At 56.6% G+C, this 20,631-nt stretch carries 17 protein-coding genes; 10 read left to right on the top strand and 7 right to left on the bottom strand.

Features of this window, described 5'->3' with window-relative positions; genetic code table 11:
* Positions 1-342: 342 nt before the first annotated feature.
* Positions 343-1,707: a hypothetical protein gene (locus tag ACGY09_RS03905; protein WP_373651497.1), complete on the top strand. Its 1,365-nt coding sequence runs from the start codon at positions 343-345 to the stop codon at positions 1,705-1,707.
* Positions 1,708-1,832: 125 nt separating this feature from the next.
* On the opposite strand, the gene ribD is transcribed toward ACGY09_RS03905, so the two are convergent.
* The 4 genes from ribD to ACGY09_RS03885 all read right to left on the bottom strand — a co-directional run bounded on the left by ribD (position 1,833) and on the right by ACGY09_RS03885 (position 7,318).
* On the bottom strand, positions 1,833-2,954 hold the full coding sequence (gene ribD / locus ACGY09_RS03900; RefSeq protein WP_373651498.1) for a bifunctional diaminohydroxyphosphoribosylaminopyrimidine deaminase/5-amino-6-(5-phosphoribosylamino)uracil reductase RibD: 1,122 nt from the start codon (positions 2,952-2,954) through the stop codon (positions 1,833-1,835).
* Between the two features lie 123 nt (positions 2,955-3,077).
* Positions 3,078-5,219 carry an SEC-C metal-binding domain-containing protein gene (locus ACGY09_RS03895; protein ID WP_397570531.1) on the bottom strand — a complete coding sequence of 714 codons (2,142 nt, stop codon included), beginning with the start codon at positions 5,217-5,219 and terminating at the stop codon, positions 3,078-3,080.
* A gap of 312 nt (positions 5,220-5,531) precedes the next feature.
* Positions 5,532-6,377, bottom strand: coding sequence for a hypothetical protein (locus ACGY09_RS03890; RefSeq protein WP_397570530.1), 846 nt, complete (start codon positions 6,375-6,377; stop codon positions 5,532-5,534).
* Between the two features lie 377 nt (positions 6,378-6,754).
* Positions 6,755-7,318, bottom strand: a complete 564-nt coding sequence (locus tag ACGY09_RS03885) for a hypothetical protein (RefSeq protein ID WP_373651501.1) — start codon at positions 7,316-7,318, stop codon at positions 6,755-6,757.
* 492 nt (positions 7,319-7,810) lie between these two features.
* Between ACGY09_RS03885 and ACGY09_RS03880 the strand changes: the two genes are divergently transcribed.
* From ACGY09_RS03880 to ACGY09_RS03860, 5 genes are all read left to right on the top strand, one after another.
* A complete protein-coding gene (locus ACGY09_RS03880; RefSeq protein ID WP_397570529.1) occupies positions 7,811-8,599 on the top strand; it encodes a sugar phosphate isomerase/epimerase family protein in 789 nt (262 codons plus the stop codon).
* 52 nt (positions 8,600-8,651) lie between these two features.
* Complete coding sequence (locus tag ACGY09_RS03875; protein ID WP_373651503.1) at positions 8,652-9,272, top strand: glycine cleavage system protein R; 621 nt, start codon at positions 8,652-8,654, stop codon at positions 9,270-9,272.
* Between the two features lie 76 nt (positions 9,273-9,348).
* Positions 9,349-10,707, top strand: a complete 1,359-nt coding sequence (locus tag ACGY09_RS03870) for a DUF711 family protein (protein ID WP_373651504.1) — start codon at positions 9,349-9,351, stop codon at positions 10,705-10,707.
* Positions 10,708-10,901: 194 nt separating this feature from the next.
* Positions 10,902-11,261 carry a preQ(1) synthase gene (gene queF / locus ACGY09_RS03865; RefSeq protein ID WP_397570528.1) on the top strand — a complete coding sequence of 120 codons (360 nt, stop codon included), beginning with the start codon at positions 10,902-10,904 and terminating at the stop codon, positions 11,259-11,261.
* 91 nt (positions 11,262-11,352) lie between these two features.
* Positions 11,353-11,925, top strand: a complete 573-nt coding sequence (locus ACGY09_RS03860) for a VOC family protein (protein ID WP_397570527.1) — start codon at positions 11,353-11,355, stop codon at positions 11,923-11,925.
* Positions 11,926-12,062: 137 nt separating this feature from the next.
* Here ACGY09_RS03860 and ACGY09_RS03855 read toward each other — a convergent pair whose 3' ends face one another.
* Together ACGY09_RS03855 and ACGY09_RS03850 are read right to left on the bottom strand one after the other, a co-directional pair.
* Positions 12,063-12,227 (bottom strand): hypothetical protein, encoded by a 165-nt coding sequence (locus ACGY09_RS03855; protein WP_397570526.1) that lies wholly within the window; start codon positions 12,225-12,227, stop codon positions 12,063-12,065.
* Positions 12,228-12,376: 149 nt separating this feature from the next.
* A complete protein-coding gene (locus tag ACGY09_RS03850; RefSeq protein WP_397570525.1) occupies positions 12,377-14,602 on the bottom strand; it encodes a HEAT repeat domain-containing protein in 2,226 nt (741 codons plus the stop codon).
* A gap of 569 nt (positions 14,603-15,171) precedes the next feature.
* Between ACGY09_RS03850 and ACGY09_RS03845 the strand changes: the two genes are divergently transcribed.
* Entirely contained in the window at positions 15,172-16,437 is a 1,266-nt protein-coding gene (locus tag ACGY09_RS03845; RefSeq protein WP_397571843.1) for an iron-containing alcohol dehydrogenase, read from the top strand.
* Positions 16,438-16,441: 4 nt separating this feature from the next.
* On the opposite strand, the gene ACGY09_RS03840 is transcribed toward ACGY09_RS03845, so the two are convergent.
* Positions 16,442-17,617, bottom strand: coding sequence for an ATP-grasp domain-containing protein (locus ACGY09_RS03840; RefSeq protein WP_397570524.1), 1,176 nt, complete (start codon positions 17,615-17,617; stop codon positions 16,442-16,444).
* A gap of 315 nt (positions 17,618-17,932) precedes the next feature.
* Between ACGY09_RS03840 and fae the strand changes: the two genes are divergently transcribed.
* The 3 genes from fae (at position 17,933) to ACGY09_RS03825 (ending at position 20,457) form a co-directional block, all read left to right on the top strand.
* The gene (gene fae, locus ACGY09_RS03835) at positions 17,933-18,430 is read left to right on the top strand and encodes a formaldehyde-activating enzyme (RefSeq protein WP_373651511.1); all 498 of its coding nucleotides are present in this window, start codon (positions 17,933-17,935) and stop codon (positions 18,428-18,430) included.
* Positions 18,431-18,556: 126 nt separating this feature from the next.
* Positions 18,557-19,417, top strand: a complete 861-nt coding sequence (locus ACGY09_RS03830; protein WP_397570523.1) for an NAD(P)-dependent methylenetetrahydromethanopterin dehydrogenase — start codon at positions 18,557-18,559, stop codon at positions 19,415-19,417.
* A gap of 206 nt (positions 19,418-19,623) precedes the next feature.
* A complete protein-coding gene (locus tag ACGY09_RS03825) occupies positions 19,624-20,457 on the top strand; it encodes a BON domain-containing protein (RefSeq protein ID WP_397570522.1) in 834 nt (277 codons plus the stop codon).
* Positions 20,458-20,631: the final 174 nt, after the last annotated feature.

Here is a 20,631-nt window from a genome sequence, read left to right as displayed (position 1 = left end):
ATTCCTTCCCAAACGCGTGATCCTAAGAATTGGACTCGTCTAACACAGTTCGGCAATTCTGACAGCTTCTCGCTGATTCGATTTTGAGAGAGCCAGCGGAATTTGCCGATCTAGGCGACAGGATGAGGTGACAAGGTAAACAGGGCGACCTTAGGCTCGGTCTCTTCAGGGAATTTCCACTGAATTGAGTTCTGCGCGGGAATCTACGCGCTTTGGCTCATGCAGGCGGACCTTGACGGTCGATCCTATTAGATAACGGACGAAGCCCGTTTCAAACCTGCAGACACCCATCGTGACTACCACTTTGACGAGCCGTTCTGACAGGGATTAAGGGACCGATTGATGAGATACATAACCTGGATCGTCGTAGCGAGCTTGCTGGCGCTTGCTTCCGACGTCAACGTTGAAGCCTCCTACTGCGGGGCGGCGAGCTACAAGAATTGTGCTCCAGCAGCATGTGCCCCCTGTGGTGATTACGTGGCAGCCAAGAGCTGCTGCGGGACCAGTTATCAGACAGTGCGTGAAACCGTCTACGATCAGAAGACGATCACCTGCTGCCGAACCGTGTACGATCAGTGTACGGAACAGTTTCCTGTGACCTGCACACGGACCATTCACGAGACCTGCTATCGTGATGAGTGCTACACCGTTTGCAAGCCGGTCTACCAGACCTGCTACCGTGACGTTTGCTGCACGATTCGCAAGCCGGTCTACCAGACCTGCTACCGCGATGTCTGCTGCACGATTCGCAAGCCGGTCTATCAGACCTGCTACCGCGACGTCTGCTGCACCGTTCGTAAGCCGGTTTATCAGACCTGCTACCGCGACGTTTGCTGCACCATCACCAAACCAGTTTACGAAACGAAATACCGCGACGTCTGCTGCACGACTTATCGCACCGAAACCGAGACCCGCTACCGCGACGTCTGCTACACCGTTTGCAAGCCAGTTTGTGAAACCAAGGAAATCCAGGTCTGCACCGGCGACTGGGTGACTGAGACAAAGCAGATTCCGGGCCCCGTGGTGAAACGGCACACCAGCAATCCCGGGACCTGGTCGTGGGATGCTTGCCTCAACCGTTGCGTCTATCAGCCAGGCTGCTGCCAGACGGTTTGTGAACAGACCTGTCGCACTGTCTGCTGCCGCCGCTGGGTTCCTCGGGTTGAAACCCGCACCATTACCTGTACACGGATGGAGCAAGAAGTCCGTCACTGTCAGCAGCCTTACACGGTCTGCCGCAAGGTTCCTGAAACCGTCGTCAAGCAGGTTCCTTACACCTGCGTCCGTTACGAACAGCACACGGTGACCAAGAAGGTTCCATACACGACTTGCTCGTGGACCTGCGAAACGATCACCAAGAAGGTTCCTTACACGACCTGCACCTGGACCTGCGAAACGATCACCAAGAAGGTCCCTTACACGACCTGCTCGTGGACCAGCGAAACCATCACCAAGAAGGTTCCTTACACCACTTGCACGATGACGCAGGAAGTTCGCACCCGCCGCGTTCCTTACACGACTTGCCGTCAGGTTTGTGAAACGAAAATGGTGACCCGAACGAAGTGTGTCCCACGTCAGGTTGTCGAAACCAAGGTGATCTCAGTGCCGCGCACGATTTGCCGACGCATCCCCGTTCAAACGGTTTGTGTCAGCACCCCCTGCCAGGGTGGTGCCGTCGCAGTCCCCAGCAGCAACTGCGGACACTAACCACGAGTAGAACGTCTGGTTTGGAAAACGGTTCTGAGGGACATCCCCGCCCTCAGAACTCCAGACCCGGCCGATCGGAACTGGTCAGAACGGAAAGCCGACTCATTTGAGTCGGCTTTCGCTGTTTACGGGCAAGCTTTTTTGAGCAACCCATGAATGTAGACGTCGCCATCCAGCAGCTCAACCGATGGGCTCTCCAGCGAAGCCAACTCAGGAACGAAATCGATGCCGCGGCCCCCGATCGGAGTGAGTGCCTGAGTGCCTCCCACGAGCTTGGGGGAAATGAACGCATGAAGCTCGTCGATTAATTGATGTTCGAAAAACGCTCCATGGATTCCGCTTCCTCCTTCGATCAGCACGTTCGTCATGCGCCGTCGGCCCAACTCAGCCGCAACCGCTGTGACATCGCAGTGCTGTCGCGAGTCCTCGCTAACGACGACGACTTCCACGCCCGCCTCACTTAATTGCTCGCAACGCTCAGGGGCGGCCTTTCGGGTGGCAAAAAGGAGGACGGGAACTTCGCTTGCGGTGCTCACCAGTTGAGACGTCAGGGGCAACCGCGCGGCTGAATCGATCACGATTCGAACAGCCTGACGGGGGCCGGCTGGACGCGCAGTCAAGCTGGGATCATCGGCCAGGGCCGTCCCGGCGCCGACCAGAATTCCATCCATACGTCCGCGCAACTCATGGACGACGTTCCGTGAACGTTCATTGGAAATCCATTTTGAATGGCCCGTCCGGGTGGCAATCTTGCCATCGAGTGTCATGGCCCATTTGGCGAGAAACCAGGGGCGTTGCTGTGTCATCAACATCATGAAGGGAGCGACGAGACGGCGGGCTTCGTGTTCAAGAATCCCTGTCTCGACTTGTACCCCGGCGTTCAGCAATTCCTGAATGCCCCCCCCATCGACGCGGGGGTTTGGATCTCGCATTGCGGTGACGACTCGTCGGATTCCCGCCGCAATGACGGCTTGTGAACAGGGAGGGGTCTTCCCGAAGTGACAACAGGGTTCGAGTGTGACGTAAAGAGTCGCGCCTGATGCTGCTGTGCCCAGTCCTTCGAGTGCACGAACTTCCGCGTGCGGACCGCCGTAGTATTCGTGCCAGCCTTCGCCCAGAATTCTGCCCTGGGGGTCAACGACGACGGCCCCGACGAGTGGATTTGGTTCGACACGACCAAGACCGCGACCTGCCAGTTCCAAGGCGCGTCGCATCATTTGTTCGTCGAAGGGGCGATTGCTCGACATCGACTGCTGCTTTGCCAATCTTCAATTCAATGTTTTCGGGCAGGGAGGGATCCCGGCCGGTTCAAAGGGCTTTGAGAAAGAAGAGAGCAGCGGTCTGGCCGCTGCTCTCTTCTTCTGTCGCGATTACTGACCGGGCAGCCAGAGCTTTCCACCGGCCTGAGAAGTCTCGTTCTGGTCGGATGTCCAAATACCCGCAGAACCGGCTGCCCCGCTTCCGCTGAGGATTTCGATCGAACTCCACGGGGACGGAATATCGAACGCTTCGAGTGTCTGTTCGATGTGGGGGCGGATCTGCGGCACCTTCGGGCCGTAGTAGGTCACGAAGCGATGCAGCAGTTGCTGCAACTTCGGATCAGTCGGGTCTTCCAGACGAGAAGCCAGTTCCGCGAGGTCCCAGGTCCATGCCTGCTGGAAGGCCGTTTTGCCATCCTCAACGCGAAGCTTGCGACCTTGATCAATCCACTCGAAGGCTTCGTCACGCTGTCCGAAGATCGAGCTGAGTTCTGCCAGCGTGCGCATGATTCGAGGCATGTCGAGGTGGTCAGTCAGATTCGGCCGGGCAACCGCAGCTTTGAGGACCTGATAAAGCGTCTCATCGTGCCGGATCAGCATCGATCGGTTGACGACCGTCAGCAATTGCTGATCGCTGAGCTTGTCGATCGGAAGCCGGTGCATCTGCATGACGGACAGGCTGCCGACATTCGTCTCAGGGGTGACTTCAATGGCGGGAAGGGGCTCGATGTTCAGTCGCTTGATTGCTGCAGAGAGAAGTCCACCACGCCCGCGGACCTGACCTGCGGCGTCCAGAGCGTATACGGCTCCCAGCAGCGCGACTTTGTAAGCAGGATCCTTCGCGGCTTGTTCGGGGGTATGGCCTTCCAGGGCACGCAGTGGCAATTGAGGCCACTTTTCGGTGATGACCGTATCCCAGAACCGATTGAAGAGCTTCTGCCGCTGCACGAGGGGCGTCTTCTTGGGGAGATACCAGTTATTGTCGAGGAAGTGGAACTCTTTGGGCGTTCTTCCGACAACTTCGGGTTCGCCCGACGTCGTTGACCACGTTAGCAGATCACCCGCAGCAGCTGAGATGATCGACTTGGCGCGATCGATTGTGGAACCGCGAATTCCCGCGATCACAATCGTGGCAGGGCTATTTCGCTTTTCATCAAGGTCATCGACCACGACTTTGGCGAGGATATGCGGGATTTGTTCCAGTGATATGTTGGAAAAGTCGTCAGGGACTTGATCCGTATCCAGAACCACATAGGCGGCAGCGGGTGTTCTTCCTTCCGGATTTGTCGGAGGTTTCACTCGTTCGATACTGGGGTGCTTGTCCAGTTCGGTGAGCAAACGGGAGACGGAACCGACTTCTCCCTGATAGACGCATTCTTCAATCACATCTTGAGTCGTCAGCTCGTCCAGCAGTTGTGCCAGTGTTTCGCATTCGATGGCCACCGCCAGGTCTTCGTATTGTCGCGCTGCGCGATGCAGGGCCTCGGCCGCAACTTTTTCATCCCCGTCCCAGGCTCGGCAGAGACCGGCGGAGTGCCAGAATTCGGGGCGGGAGGAATTGTCATTCGCCAGCGTCGTGAATACGTCGGCCGCGGTGCTCCAGCAACCGACCGCCGCGTACTTCTGTGCCTTTCGCACTTCTTTCTGGACTTCGAGGTCAAGTCCCGGAATGTTGGGCAGTAAATGTGAGCCTCGCATGGGATAGCTGAGGCCGTTTTCGCCGTCCAGTTCCAGCAATTGAACGAACAGTTCCTGCCGACGTTCTTCCGGGGTCAGACGCAGAGCCAGAGCCAGGTGTTCGCGAGCGGCCATCATCTGGCCACGTTGTGCGTAATCGATGGCCATCGCGTTGGCCAGGTCGCTCACGAGTCCCGGGAATTTCTTGGCACTTTTCTGGAAAGCACGGTGCACAGCTCGCTTTCCGGCGCTCAAGCCTTCCATGCGAACCATTGCCGCAGCGAACAGAGCGATCGCCAGTTCGTTGTCTGGTTGAGCGTTCAGAAGCTGCTTCAGCACGTCACGTGCGCCAGCGGGATCGTTGAGGTCCAGAAGGACCATGGCCCGTGTCGTTCCGACCCACGGGTTGTTGGGCACCTTCTTTTCGAGTGCTTCCAGTTGTTGAAGTCCGACTCGCGGCTGGTTCCCTTCAATCAACCGGCCAATACGATCCATTTCTTCGGAGATGGCGCTACAGCAAAACTTAAATTTCTTCCCGCTTCCGCATGGACACGGTGCATAAATATCGACGGACATGATCAATGTCCCTTCCACAAATGAGCGATGGTATTTCCAAAAGTCGACGCCTGTCGGGGCGTAGAATCTTCCGAAACCGCGGGCGCGGTTAAATCGGCTGCAAAGCGAGCCGAATGGGTTACGAAATCAGGTCGACGTGCGCAAGAATCCGACACATCGAAGAAGGCGAGTCTACCAAATTTGTCCTGCTTTGACAGGGGACGAAAGACGTTTGAAGGTCTCTGTGCGCAAATTGGAAGTGGCTTTGGCTGCAAGATGAAACAGACGGTTCCTCGTTGCCCGTTCCACTCGATTTCCACTCGCGAATTCCCTTTAACGGAGCTGGGGGATCGTTGCGTCCGTCCAGTTGGCAGAATGCTGCAGAGCACGATCTGAGGTCGGTGTGGTCTCGGCAGATTCCTCGGACTCATCCACGTCCGATTCCTCTTCCTCGTCGTCCGAATCCCATCCACCGACGGGAGGCAGCATCTCGTCCGACTCGTCCACGGTTCGAACCAGCCTTGGCTGCGACTGACTGCCAACCCTGCGAGCCGTCTGGGATGCAGGGACCACCTTCACAATCTGTGACACTTCAAGCTGACGGTCGTCGGCTGTACTGAAATTCAAGTGCAGTACCAGACTGTTGTGCTTTGGCCGAGTCTGAAGCGGCAAGGTGAACTGGTACCCCGAACTTGTGAGACCTCGGGTCCAGTGTTCACGACATTCGTCAGCAGAAAAGTTCCAATACCCAATTTCCTGTTGGGAAGAGGGCGCCTGGGGATCAGAGAGTCGAAATTCGACATCGCCGGGAACTTTAAGAATGTCACCCTCGGCGTCGACAGGAACGAACTGAATGACAACGGCGTCGTCACCCGGTTGATCGTCCTTATTCAACCCGCCACTTGCCAGCGAATGAATATGGACTCGATCTATTCTGGCAGCGAGTGAGGTCAGGGGCTTCGTATCCCCGTCCTTAGGAGTGAGCTCGGCCTGGAGCCGCTCCGATTCCAACAGAGCTCGCTTTAACTCCGCCCGCGTACGGGCGATTTCGTTCTCCGATTCCGCCAACTGAATTGCCTGCTCGCGGATGCGAGCCTGCAGCAGGTCAGTGTCCACTTTGCCCGCACAGCCGCAAGAGGCCAGGCAAGCGAATATCAATGCCAGCATTCCGCGTTTCATTTCGCCATCCATGGCAAATCGGTCTGACGGCGAGCCACACGGCCCGCACGCGAGCGAGAAGCTATCGGCAATCGCAAAATCTGACAACGGCAGGTTTTGCCTGTCGAACGGCAATCACGACAATTCCATGAAGTCCTGGTCGATAGTTCGTCACCAATCAGGAAACGCTTAAGAGAATTCCTGATGTATCGGAGCGACAGAACATTCTTTTAATAGTCATTACCGGTCGTTACCGGGTCGTTGAGGCGCCTGTCGTAGCAGATGGGCATCGTCGGTCGGGAGATTTTGTGTGGAGCAGGCCGCATCAAGAAGTTCGTCACCGCGAGCATGCGACAGAGATGCACTCGATCGAAGCTGAGTCGATTCGACCAGAGCGGCTATTGAGAAAAACGACGGTTCAGCGTTCTGAGCATGGCCTGCTCAAGATCTTCGTCACGCCCTTTGTTGATCCATCCAGAGGGGGTTGCCTGTCCCACGACCGGATTCAGGTCACGCTGCAGTGCACTGTTGTCGAGAAAAGTCGCACCCCCGGCGAAATTGGCTGCCTTTGATACGTCTTCCAGTTCCTTGACCGCCTCAATGCCGACCAGATACCCACCAGGCGCGGGGGTAAAACGGACAAAGGCTTTACGGCGAATCGACTGCAGGCTGCTTTCCCATCGGTTTTCTGCCCCGACAGTGTCCGGATGCCACGGTTCCAGCATGCTGGCACCAGTCTTGTAACGGGTCTCGATGACGCCCCCCAGCTTATTTTCCCGTTCAATTTCGAAAAGATAGTCGTGGACGACATCCACCGTCCGTTCCCACGCCTCTTCCGGATTGTTCGCCCGCACAAAAACGGGGTTCGCGATTGGCGGACCTTTTGCGTCAAGCGACACACAACCGCAAAGGGCAGTGGTCGCCAAAGCAATCAATCCGACAGGAATCAGTCGCTTTAACATTCGAACACGGTTACTGGGTTGATGATTTGGCATCGTGAGGGGGCTGCGCGAGGAATGTGGCAGGAAATCCATTTTTGCTCAAGACCGGTTTCAACTGGCATTGACTCGAGGAAACCCTCAACAATTGATAATCCATGTTCCGGGACGCGGTATTACGACAAACTGACGAGCCTGGGGGGAGTGCGAGGTTTTTGAATCAAAGTTTCTCTGCCAAAAGTTTCCCGGTTATCGCATCGTATTTTCCCCACGTGTGACAAATCACATGCGAATTCTCGAAATGTCTTCGCTGAGGGGATCGCATCCGCGGAGACTCCCTGTTTGGGGAAGAGTTCCGAATTGTTCCCATCCTGATTCTTACGGAGGCTGTTCCGATTACGAACAATCTGTGCCAACCCACACGGACTCGTCAGGGGCGAGTTCGTGGGCAAATTGCCGTTACTTGTTAAACTATATCGGCACACGAAACTCTCATTTTAAAGCTACTCGATCACTATGCGCCAATTTCGACTTGCTGTTGGGACACGCTGTTTTGCTGAACCGCTTCTTGAATCGATCAAGACGGCGGCCGAGTTGAATGTGAAAGGGGTGCAGTTCGATCTCCGCTACGAGCTGCGAGCATCCGAAATTACGTCAACCGGACGCCGTGATCTGCTGCATCAGATCAGCGAATACGGTCTTATCGTGTCCGGGGCCGTCTTTCCCCTGAATTATCCCCTGTTTGAACAGGACAAGCTCGACGTTCGAATTGCAGCAATCCGCGATGCAATGAAATTTGCTTATTCATTGAATTCGACTGTGCTCTGTTTGCGTGTCGGGCGAATTCCGGAAGAGGCGGAATCGAAAGATCGACAACTTCTGGTTGAAGTGCTGAGTGATCTGGCCCGCCATTCAACTCATATTGGCACCACCCTTGCCATCACACCGACGAACGATTCGGCAGAGACCCTGCTGAAGTTGGTGCAAGAGATCAAGACGGGATTGATCGGCATCGATTTCGACCCCGCTCACTTTGCCATGACTCGTCGTCCGGTTGCAGAATCGCTGCGCATTCTGCACGAACACGTCGTTCATGTGCAGCTGCGGGACGGAGATTCCGGAATGCGCGGGGGTGAAGAACGGGCTGTCGGGCGGGGGAACGTTGACTGGATTGAAGTCTTTGCGTTGCTGAGTGAAATGGACTATCGAGGTTGGTTGACCGCCATCCGAACCGAGGGGGACGATCGCGCCTCTGACATCCGTCGCGGCCTGGGGCTTATCCGACAGAGTCTGCTGGGTGGCTAAGACTGGTTCCGATTGAGAAAATGACCTCATCGCCTTTGCGTTGAAAGTAACTATGTCGAAGCTTTACATCATGACGGTGGTTGCTGCAAATCGGACTGGCATCCTTGCAGCCCTGGCGAACGCACTTGATGAGCTGGGCGGCAACTTGCGTGACGTCAGTCAGGCGGTCATCCAGAAATTCTTTGCCATGATCATGGCGGCTGAGTTTGCCGACGACCAGGACCCCGAGGTGATTGTTGAGCACATACGTGCGGTCTGTCGGGCGTTCGGTGCTGATGTGACTCTGCGCGATCCTGAAAAGGACATGGGCTTCGACGGAGCTACCGAGCCAACGCCAAAGGAACGCTACGTTTTAACCCTTGCCGGGCCTGATCGGCCAGGTGTCCTGCGGTTTCTGGCACATCGGCTCGCCCTGGATGGAATTGATCTGGTCGATCTGCAGGGGCGGCTGGAATGTCGTGACAAAGAATCACAAGCCAAAATGTTCCTGGCAGCGATGGAACTGTCGGTACCTCCAGGTGTTGACGCGCTGCAATTATGTGAAGAGCTCCGCAATGAATTTCAGGCGGATGGTATCACTGTTTCATTACAGCATCGTCGAGTGATCGCCGCACTGGCGCATCCAGAACCAGTTGGCTTCAACACGGTCGTTTCCAACGCGGTCGTCCCGTGACGTTCGCCCACGATGTTCGGATGGGAAACGTTTCCCGAATTCGTCACCAACTCAATCCTCTCCGCAGAGTTCCACTATGGATCAATTAACAGGGTTCTTTTCAGCCCTGCAACAGTTGCGACAGTTGCCGCTGGATGTGCGCACGGTCACACTGGGTATCAATATCTCGGATTGCGCGGATCGCAATTTCCATAAGCTGTGCGAAGGGATCTATCATCGGATCATTTCAAAAGCAGGGCGGCTGAATGCCGTCTGCTCGGAAGTCGCCGCGCTGACCGGGGTTCCGGTCCTGCAGCGTCGATTGTGTGTCACCCCGATCGACCGGGTTGCGCAGGGATTTAATGCGTCGGACTTCGTCAACATCGCCAAGACACTGGATGGCGCCGCGGCCAACGTTCACGCTGATCGAATCGGGGGATATGCCGCGGATGTCCAGCACGGGATGACGCAGAGTGCCCGGCAGTTGATTACAAGCCTGCCGGAAGCACTGACCCACACCGAGCGTTTGCGTGCAGCCGTTCATGTCGGCTCGACCGAGAATGGCGTGAACATGGACGCGATCTCGCTGGTGGCCGAGACTCTGCTGCAAGCCGCAGAGGCGACGCGGGATCGTAATGGTGACGCAGCCGCAAAACTTGCGGTGCTCGCGAACGACTCGACGGGGCACCCTCATCTGACAGGAGCCTGCCTCGGCGACGGCTGGGGTGACCTGGTCGTCCATGTCGGAGTCGGGGCCGCGGCGATCATCCGTCATGCTTTGGAGCAGCGGCTGCTTGAGAATCCGAATTCCCGGCTGGATGAGTTTGCTTCGGTCATTCAGACGGCCGTGTTTCAGGCGACCCGAACGGCGGAACTCGTTGGCCGTGAGATTGCCAGCCGGCTGGGGGCGGATTTCGGCAGTATCGACGTCACATTAGCGCCCACTCACCGTCCCGGAGACAGCGTTGTCGATTTACTGCCTCTGCTGGGAATCAAACGCGTCGGTGCTCCTGGGACGGCCACAGCCCTTTCGATGATTCTCAGCGCCATGCGTGCAGGTTCGGCTTTCGCTTCCTGTTCTGCAGGGTCTTATTCCAGAATCATGCTGTCTGTCCTGGAAGACGAATCGCTGGCTGCCGCAACTCAGTCAGGAACGCTGACTTTCGACCAGTTGTGCATGGCCGCCAATTCCGGCGCCAACGGCCTGGACCTGATTTGTCTTCCGGGAGATACCGACGTTGCCACACTGGCGGCGATTATCTCGGATCAGGTCTCCTTTGCTGTGCTTAACAGGCGTCCTGCAGCGGTACGGCTAATCGTCGTTCCTGGGAAGGAAGCCGGTGAACTGGTTTCCTACAATCGAATGAAGGGAAGCACCGTGATTCTGCCGGTTCGAGGAGCGGGGCTGTCCCATCGATTCATCGAACATGGTGGGCGGTTGCCCCCGATCCGCTGACGCTTCAAAACTTTGCTTTCTATCCCGCTGAGGGATTGGGAAACGCGTCGGCGTCACTACAATCCCATGACGATCAGTTCCGCCGGCGGGTTGGCTGCGACGAGAATTCATTGCCGTTGCCAACCCTGTTGCCTTCCAGCACGATCCGGCGTTTCGAACACGCCATGACCCATTACTGAAATTGAGACTGCAATATGCCTTTCCGTGACATGCTCGAGACTTTCCCCAATCCCTACCCGACGCGGGACTACTCCATCGAGACGATCTGTCCCGAATTCACCTCGCTGTGTCCCAAGACCGGACAACCAGACTTCGGCGTGCTGACTTTAACGTACGTACCGGACCAGCTCTGTTACGAACTGAAGTCGCTAAAGCTCTATCTCCAGCAGTTTCGCAATCACGGGGCGTTCTATGAAGCGGTGACAAACGAGATTCTGGACGATCTGGTCGCCGTGACAAAACCTCGATCCATGACGCTGGTGGGGGCTTATACTCCCCGCGGCGGAATTCGCACCAACGTCACGGTGACCTACAAGGCTCCCGGGAACAAATAACCCGATTCAGTTGCTTGCCGGCGAACTCGCAATTACCGTAACGGCCGTTACTGGAACCTGGTCCTGTTTCCATCAGACTCGAGAGGCTTCTATGAATCGCCGAAATACATGGTTTCGCGTCGTTTGCTTGACCGGTGTTGCTCTTACGGCCTTTGCGCTGGGGGGATTTGCCAATCAGAAGGGGCAGCGAGATTCGAACTTCGCCAGCCAGACGATTGATCTGGGGATGGTGGTCAGTGACCTCGATAAGTCGCTGAAGTTCTACAAGGATGTTCTCGGTTTCACTGAAGTCCCTGGCTTCAAGGTTCCCGGCGCGTTTGGACTCGATACTGGCCTGTCGAATAACATTGATCTGGACGTCCATGTGCTGGTGCTGGGCGAGGGGGAAACAGCGACGAAATTGAAGCTGATGCAGTTCAAGTCGACGCCAGGGGCCCGCGTGGACAACACGTTTATTCACTCGTCGTACGGTTTCCGCTACCTGACAATCCCCGTCAAGAATCTTAATCTGGCTGTGGAGAATGCCGCCAAGGGTGGCGGCAAGCCGATTGCAAAATGCCCGGTACCCCTTCCTCAAGGCTTCCCCGCAGGTTTGGCGCTGGCCAACTATCGTGATCCCGACGGGAATCTGGTCGAACTGGTCGGTCCCTGGTCTAAGAAGTAATCCGGCCTGACGCAAATGCCCGCTCTGGTGTGAGCATCGAGCCGTCGACGATCCGAACATCGTTCAAATCGTTGTGCTGGTCTGGTCTTCGGGAAAATTACTTCAACCGCAAGTCAGATAGGATGCCTGCTGCTCAGTCATGGGTAGCAGGCATTTTTCATGACGGCGATCAGTTCCCTTTCCAATTCCAGTTCATCAGGAACGATAACGCGCCGGCACTTATTGAAGCCGTCTGTTGAATGTGCAAACATCTCATTGCGCCGGAGTTTTGTCGTTCCTGCGGGCAGCGAAAGCCACCACATGTTGCTTCACCTGGTCAGGTCCGTCGTCACTACGGGCTCGACTGGTTCGACCGCTGCATCAGTTCGGCACAATGCGCTGATTACAGTCAGAATCATTCGCGCCGAGTGATGCACGAGAGCCCTCTGAACTTCGCTGCCGGTTCTCCGTTTCAGTTAGCAACAGGAACCGGAAAGGCCCGCAGCCGCTCGCTGACGATTGTCGGATTGGGACGCAACGACCCGATCACACTGGCGAGCGCCCCCTTCACGTCCGGGTTTTCCGTGTTCTTCCAACCTGCGTGGACATTGATAACTTCATCTTTGGTGAGCATCAGGCCGAACTGCTGGATGTGGTAGGCCAGTTGGTTCGCCGCCGTCTGCCGCACGCCGTCAATCATCTGTGGGTTGACGGCAATGTCTGCAAGGCGTCGCTGCGCAGAGGGGGTTCTGACTCCAGCCAGCCCGATCAGAGCATTGGTGGCGATCGCAGGATTTTCGGTCGCGAGGACCAACTCGTTTTCCACTTGTGACAAATCGAAAATTTTCGAGAGGCTGCCGCTGCCGATCGTTGCCAGCCAGTAGGCCGCGGTACTCATCTGCAGGTCACGCTCTTGTGGCGTCAGCGGATCTGACTTGACGGACTTGATGAACGGGAAGAACTGATCCAGGAAGTCAGACACGGTAGCGGATTCGGCGATGTAGGTTGCAGGTGCCGAGCGAGTGACCAACCGGGTCAGGTCATCCGTCAGGTCGCCGGGCCCGTAAAGGACGATCGGCAACTGAGACGTCCTGGCATCCGCGCGAAAGTTTGACAACGTCTGGGTTAAGTCCCATCGCTGAACATTGACATGGATCAAGACAACTTCGACACCGGTAAGAGTGGAAGCCAATTCAAAGCCCTGACGTCCGGATGCGGCCATATCAGCGGCATATCCACCGCTCGACATGTAGCCCATCACCGCACTGGCACGGTGAACGTCCGAATCGATGACAATGGCTCGAGGTTGATTCACATCCGTCAGAGCCCGGGCGAGGATCCCGACAATTCGATTGGAGCCCGAAAAGCCATGTTTCGGATCGAGCTTCAGGATGGTCGTAGCAGCTGTGAACTGCACCCGTGGATCGGGAGAGTTCAATGCAGCCAGTACGGGCGACTTCGTCCCGTTTCGCGATATCAGTTGCTCTCTCGTCCCCAGTTGTCCCAGGATCTCGAGTGCAGGCACCGCCGTGGATGGACGTTTTGCGTCGAGCGCCTCGGCAAGCACCTGTGCCATCGTCTCTTCACCCGCTGTCAGGCCCAGATACATGGCCGTGCCGGGAGTACTCACTCGTGGTGTATCCCAGCCCTGACGCAAAACTTCGAGCCCCAGGAGTGCGGCAAGATACTGGCGCTGTGGTTCGGGTTGTTCGGGTGACAATGCCAGAGATTGACGTGCGAATCGGGTCGCCACGTAGAGTGATGCCAATTGTGGTGAAATCGCCTTATCGACCACCGTCCCGACAGCGTCACTCCACGTCCACAGATGGACATTGCCGTCATCATCGACGGGAAGAGCCTGAGGAGTGCGGTAATAGAGTCGTGCCAGACGCCGCAGTTCGTTGGCTGCCGTCACCGACGAAAACTGCAGTCCCAATTTCGGGTATGACTTCAGCAACTTCGACAGTGCATTCTTCGCGGAAGTCTGCACGCCTGCGGGTTGCTGTTCATCAAATGCGGGAAACCAGAGATAGGGGATGGCTTCGGGCGATTTGAGATATCCTAATGCGTCGATAATGGCAGCCCGGACTCGTTCGTCCGGGGTATCCATGGCCCCAGTCAAGGCAGGGACGACCTGTGGTCCCATCCGCACCAGTGCCAGCAGCAGCGTGTCCTGCTGATCGACCATCTCCTGAAGCGACATCTGCCGCAAAATCTCGGGAACAACTTGGATTCCCGCATTTCGGAGTTCCGCTGTGGCGAGTGCACGTTCGGTTTCATTAACCGATAATCGCTTGATGAGGGTATCAACAAACGCCGGGTCAGCCGCCTGAAGTCGCGCAGCGGCGTTGAGACGATCGAGCAAGTTCTGTGAGTTCGGCTGCAACTCTTTAAAAAGGGAAAGCTTCACGAAATCACTCGTACCGTACTTGTCACGCAGTTGGATCAGCGTTTCGTTATCGGGTTCAGTGGCTTCAAATTGCTCAAGATAGAGTCGAGCAAGATCAAGCCGGGCCAGATCGGCCGTGAGAACTGCTGCGGCGAACATCTCTTCCGGAGTCGTCGGTTCTTTTAACAGCGGCGAACGTTCGATGGCTGGCTTTGGGGGCGAAGGCTGGGCCCAAAGAGTTGACGCACCGGATAGTACAAAGACCATCCAGGCGACGAGAATTGGTAACATAATCCGAATTCGGGCCATTTGGCAGACTCCGCTTGGGCACTTCGTTTCCGGGCCCAATCCGTTGGGCGTCATTCGCAGTGCTCTCTCTCAAAAGAGACCCTGATCTCATTTACCGAACGTGATCGATTGAGGATGGCCTCGCGATGACGAATCGGATGTATCACGAAACAGAGTAGTCTCGCAATCGAATCGACATCCCGGCAACCACTGCATCGGGAATAAGCGGTACGACTGCTTCCAAATAGCGAGTCGGTGTCTCGTTGTAACCAACACTCCAACTGGAGGAACTTTGACGGTTACATCGTTCTTGACGTGTATACTGATTTTGTCAGTTTAGAGTTCAGTGTACGGTGATCTCTGCCGAACCTGATGTCGATCAAGGGGACGGCACCGCGAAAGATGGTTTCAACGTTTGAGCGTGCACCGGGTGGGGAATCCGGGATGAACAGAGGGACGCGGCACGGCGGTTCAGGAGCATCGGAGAGGCACAGTATGGCGCCGTTTGTCAGCACTTTGGAGAGGACCACATATAACCGTCACATCACATCCTTCACATCGCGTATCTGGAACCGATTGCGGTGCCTGATATGATCGAGGCCGCTATCCGAACAATCGAACAGCATTTTGCAGGTGAGCGTTTCATGTCACACCGCGACTACTGGAATTTCTACTCGGCCGGGCGCATCGTTTTTGGATCAGGAATTGTTCGCCGGCTGGCTCAGTTCCTCGAACCCTGGAAGCCAAAACGAATACTGCTTGTTTCGGATGCCATTCTCGCGAAGTTTCAAATTGTCGATCAGGTCAAAGCTCCCCTGGAAGCAGCCGGGATCTCCGTGACGATCTTCGATGGGGGGGAACCTGAGCCCTCATTCAAGACTGCGGATGCGGCGATTGAAGTGGCGCGCGGGGCCAAACCCGATGTGATCGTGGGTGTCGGTGGAGGAAGCAATCTGGATCTCGCCAAAATCGTCGCGACCGTGCTCACGCACGGCGGAAGCTACCGCGACTATTTTGGTTTTGGAAAAGTCCCCGGCCCGATCATTCCGCTGGTCTGCATTCCGACGACAGCAGGGACGGGGAGTGAAGTTTCCCACGCCGCAGTACTGACCGATACTGAGGATCAGACCAAGATCAGTTCGCTCAGCCACTATCTCCGTCCGGTCTTGGCAGTCGTCGATCCAAAGCTGACGTTAACTTGTCCTCCCCGTGCTTCAGCCGATAGCGGTATCGATGCCCTGACGCATGCGATCGAAGCTTACACGGCAGTCCACTATCATGAACTGGATGTCCCGGCAGACGAACCCTTTCCCTACGACGGAAAACAGCCCATTGGTGATTGCCTGGCGGAACGGGCGATTGAACTGGTCGGAAAGCATCTGGTTACCGCCGTCAACGAACCACAAAATCTGGCAGCGCGAGAAGGTATGGCTCTCGCGGCGACATTGGCGGGGCTCGCCTTCTCGAATAACGCTGTGGCTCTCGTCCATGCACTGGAATATCCGATTGGCGGAGCTCTGCATTGTTCTCATGGCGCGGGAAATGGTCTGCTGCTCCCTTACGTGATGCGGTTCAACCTCCCCTCCCGCTTACCTGAATTTGCGCGGATTGCGGAACTCCTGGGGGCGGATACCAAGGGGCTTTCGACGGAAGCGGCAGCGGAACTGGCAATCACTCAAGTGGAAGCGCTGCGAAGTCCCATTGGTATTCCACCCCGGATTCGCGACTTGGGCGGGACGCGCGATCAACTTCCTGTTTTTGCCCGGAAATCGTTTGGAATCAAGCGACTCATGCTGCTGAATGGACGCTGCCCAACAGAACAGGACCTGCTCGAGATTCTTGAGGCCGCTTACTGAGAAACTACGCACGGATTGCCGATCGAACTGCCTCGCCCCGCATTCGCAACATTTCCTTCACGGCGACAGGGTCCGAACCCTCGGCAAAGACAGTGCAAATCGGCCAACCTGCATCGATCGTTAATGGAACTTGGGGGATATCTGTCACGATGGGGATCTGCCACGGGTCAATTGACCGAAAGGAGTGGCGAAGATCCGGGGCGGATATCGACTCTACAGCGTACAAAATCTGTTTCGCGACGATCCTTCGTTGATGGTTTTCGTTCGTACCGTGGTCTCGACCTGACTCAACCCGACCTGATACAGCTTGACACGACACAGGCTGCGGTGACAGCAGCGAACGCCCCGACGCAAGTTCAAGCACTTCCACCGATGCTGTGTAACGTGGGTTGATCTCTAACAGCCAGGCCTGCTGAGGATCCTCGATGAAGTCAAAGCCGACCAGGCCATTCAGACCTGAGGTCTGACTGACAATCGTCGTGACAATTTCGGTGATCGACCGCACGATGTGATCGGGAAGATCGGTCACGGGGCCGGTCGAGCCGCAGTAGGAAAATGGAGTCGGGGCGGGCAGGGGATTCGCCCAGCGAAGTGCGCGAGTCGCTCCCAGCCAGGCGGGCGGTTTCCCCTCATCACAACGAAACAAGACAGACAGTTCGCTGCCGGAAACTCGACGCTGGAAGTAGTGAGGCTCCACGAACGGGCTACGTTCCGCCACCTCGTCCCATACCCGAATTTGACGCCCACCCGCGCTCGAAAGTGGCTTTTGCAGCCAGCAGCCATCGGGAGGAGGTGGCGCCGATTGGCTGGCCACGTCCAGACAGGGAAGTCCCGCTGCACGCAAAACTGAGGAAATCCAGGACGGATTTCGGACATGAGCCAACGTTTCCGGGTGAGTTCCGATCAGAGGGCCGAGATTCCGGTTTTCTTCGAGGAGGCGCGCGAGAATTTGCGGCTCGTTTTCGAGAGCTCCGCAGTACATCCAGCCGTCGGCACGAATGTGGGCCAGGTCGTCTGGCAGGCTTTCCGGGTAGCGACGGACGGGAATTGTTTGGGCCGTCTGCTGCAGGTCCCAGTCGACAAAAAAGTCGGCACAGATCGGTCGCCAACCAGCTCGTCTTACCGAATCGGCGGCCGCTCGAGTGCTGCCACCGATGATCAGGATCTGACGAGATGACATGGTTGAATGGCTTTCTTGGGACAGGAAAGAAAAGAGTCGCACGCGTGTCGTTGATCCTGCCCGAGCACGATCAGGTTACCCGTGCAAGGTGCCGTTTCGCGGTTGAAGCGGGCAAGGGAGTGACTCCGTCGGGATGGCTTGGGCCGAGCACGATCAAGTCGCCAAGTAGCTGGAAAATCATGGTATGGATGTGGTATCACAACGGCCAATTCTCCGGCATCGTGCCGCAGGATTCCGGTCTTGGGATCGGCTCGCCTCTGCGACTGCGAGGTTCTGAGTCGTCGACCAGAAATTACTTTGAATGAGGATTACAGCATGTCGTTCTATGTTGGTGAAGCCCTGTCCGGTGACGGTAATGAAATTGCTCACATCGATCTGCTGATCGGCGACAAGTCGGGGCCCGTCGGCGTTGCCTTCGCCAACGCTCTGGCCAATCAGAGCTCAGGTCACAGCAATCTGCTGGCCGTGTTGGAACCAAACCTGGCTGTCAAGCCAGCCACCGTCATGATCACAAAGGTCACGATCAAGGGTGCAAAACAAGCCGTCCAGATGTTCGGCCCTGCTCAGTACGCTGTCGCGAAGGCCGTTGCCGACTCCGTCGCTGAAGGCGTGATCCCCAAGGATCAGGCTGAAAAGCTCTGTATCGTTTGTGGCGTCTTCATTCACTGGGAAGCTGCCGACGACAAGAAGATCTTCCAGTACAACTACGATGCAACCAAGCTCTCGATCGCTCGTGCCATGAAGAGCGAGCCAAGCGCTGACGAAATGGTCGCCAAGAAAGAAACCGCAAAGCATCCATTCTCGGGTGTGTGAGTTTAAACGCTGGCGATTCTGCTAAGTGATGCGCAGGCCCGTGGAATCTCGTTCCACGGGCTTGTCTTTCTTTCGAGCCTGACGGACGTCCGAGGTTGTTGCTTATTTCCGGGGTAGGGTATGGCCATGAAAAAGATCCTGATTCAACTCGATACTGATTCCTTGCCCAGCAGTTTCGACAGAGTTGTCGCCGTCGATGCGGGGGTGGATGAACTCTTCAGCTATGGTGGTGTGACGCCGGACAATGTCGAGACCCTTGTCCACGGAGCCATTTTCACGCGTAAGCCGTCCGATCTGGTCAATACAGCCATCTTCGTCGGAGGAAGCAATGTGGCTGCCGGTGAGGCGCTCCTCAAAGCCGTCACGAAGTCTTTGTTCGGTCCATTCAAGGTCTCGGTCATGATGGACTCGAACGGTTCCAATACGACGGCCGCGGCAACCGTTCTTGCTGCGTCCCGACATCTGGACTTGTCCAAAACGACCGCTGTCGTGCTGGGAGGAACCGGGCCTGTCGGTTCCCGGGTTGCTCAGTTGCTGCTGCAGCAGGGAGCCACCGTGCGACTCGCCTCCCGATCTCTGGAGCGCTCAACCGCCACCTGCGCAGGGCTGAAAGAGATCGCTGACGTGAGTAAGCTGAGTCCGCACGAATCTCAGTCCGACGCCGGACTCGCTGCTGCCTGTGAGGGTGTCGATTTGGTTGTCGCTGCGGGAGCGGCCAAAACGCGTCTGATCAACGCCGAACAACTCAGCAAAATCTCAACCCTGAAAGTGGCGATCGACTTGAACGCGGTCGCCCCCGCCGGAATCGAAGGGATTGAGGTCATGGACAAGGCCCGCGAAGCCGGACAAACAATTCTTTATGGCGCGGTCGGGGTCGGGGGAACAAAAATGAAAATCCACTATGCTGCCGTCCGGAAACTGTTCACATCAAACACCTTAGTGCTTGATACGGCTGCAATCTACGACTTGGGAGCGTCTCTTTCCTGAGGCCTTTTGCCTCCGCAATGATCAATTCATCACCCTCGCAAGTTGCCAGCTCGACGTAACTTGACTCCGTTCCTGCCTGAATTCCGGATGAGCGAAAAACGACTTGTTGACGGACTCATGTTTGGCCGAGAGAATAAATATGTTGCGAAATTCCGTGTCTCGGATTCGCAGCGTGATCGGCGAACGTTGCCGAAAGGGATTCCCGCATGCGTCCACTCATCCTTTTTTCTGTGCTGTTTCTGGGGACTCTGATTAGCCCTCTCCCATTGCACGCGCAGTTCGGCGGCGGTGGTAGCGGAGGGGGTGGTTTCGGAGGAGGCCGGGGTGGTGGCGCGGGGGGGGGAGGATTTGGCGGTGGCGGTGCTGGCGGCGGCCTCGGCGGAGGGGGACTTGGTGCTTCGGGCATGAGTGCCGGTGGCATGGGCGGCGGGGGACTCGGTGGTGCTGGCGGACTTGGCGGAGGTCCGGGGGGCGGTGCCGGCGGGGGCTTCGGCGGTGCGGGGGCGTTCGGCCAGGGGAATATGAACAACGGCATGAATGCCATGGGCCAGCAGGGACAAGGGTTCCTGGGGGTCAATACTAACCCGAACAACTTTCTGGGACGCAACGTTCAGGGGCAGGGCCAGAACGGAATGATGAATCAGAATATGGGTGGCAATCGTCGCGGTGGTGGCAACCGCGGTAACCCGAATGGCGGGATGTTCAATAATCAGCAGCAGCAGGGAGGTATGGGCGTTGGCTTCGGCGGCGCACAGAGGCAGGCTCCGCCGATCCGGCCACGTCAGAAAGTCGCCTTCGAGCATACCCCCGCTCACTTGCCCACTGTTTCGACAAAGCTTGAAACAAAGCTCAACAAAATGACATCGTTGAAATCCAGCAATGTCAAACTGAGTGTCAGCCCCGAAGGGGAAGTGGTCCTCCGCGGTCAAGTTGCTTCCGCCGAACGGGCGAAGGTGGCGGAAATCATTGCTCGTCAGGAACCCGGCGTCCGGAAAGTTCGTAACGAGCTGACTTATCCGGATACGACGCAGACTCCCTGATTGCAGTTTCTGAAGTGCCTGAGATCCTCAAGGACTTTCTTACAGACATTGCCCGGCCAGATTTAATTGCCATTCAATTGTTACGGACGGCCGTTGCCGGTCCAGGAAACAATGATGCCGTCTCGAGTCAGATCGACTGGTTCGGATGATACGTCGCCACTTCAGGGTACCGCC

This window comes from Schlesneria sphaerica (genome assembly GCF_044336245.1).
Taxonomy (GTDB): Bacteria; Planctomycetota; Planctomycetia; order Planctomycetales; family Planctomycetaceae; genus Schlesneria; species Schlesneria sphaerica.
Note: the sequence above shows the minus strand (reverse complement) of the source record. Positions and strands in the feature narration are given on the sequence as shown.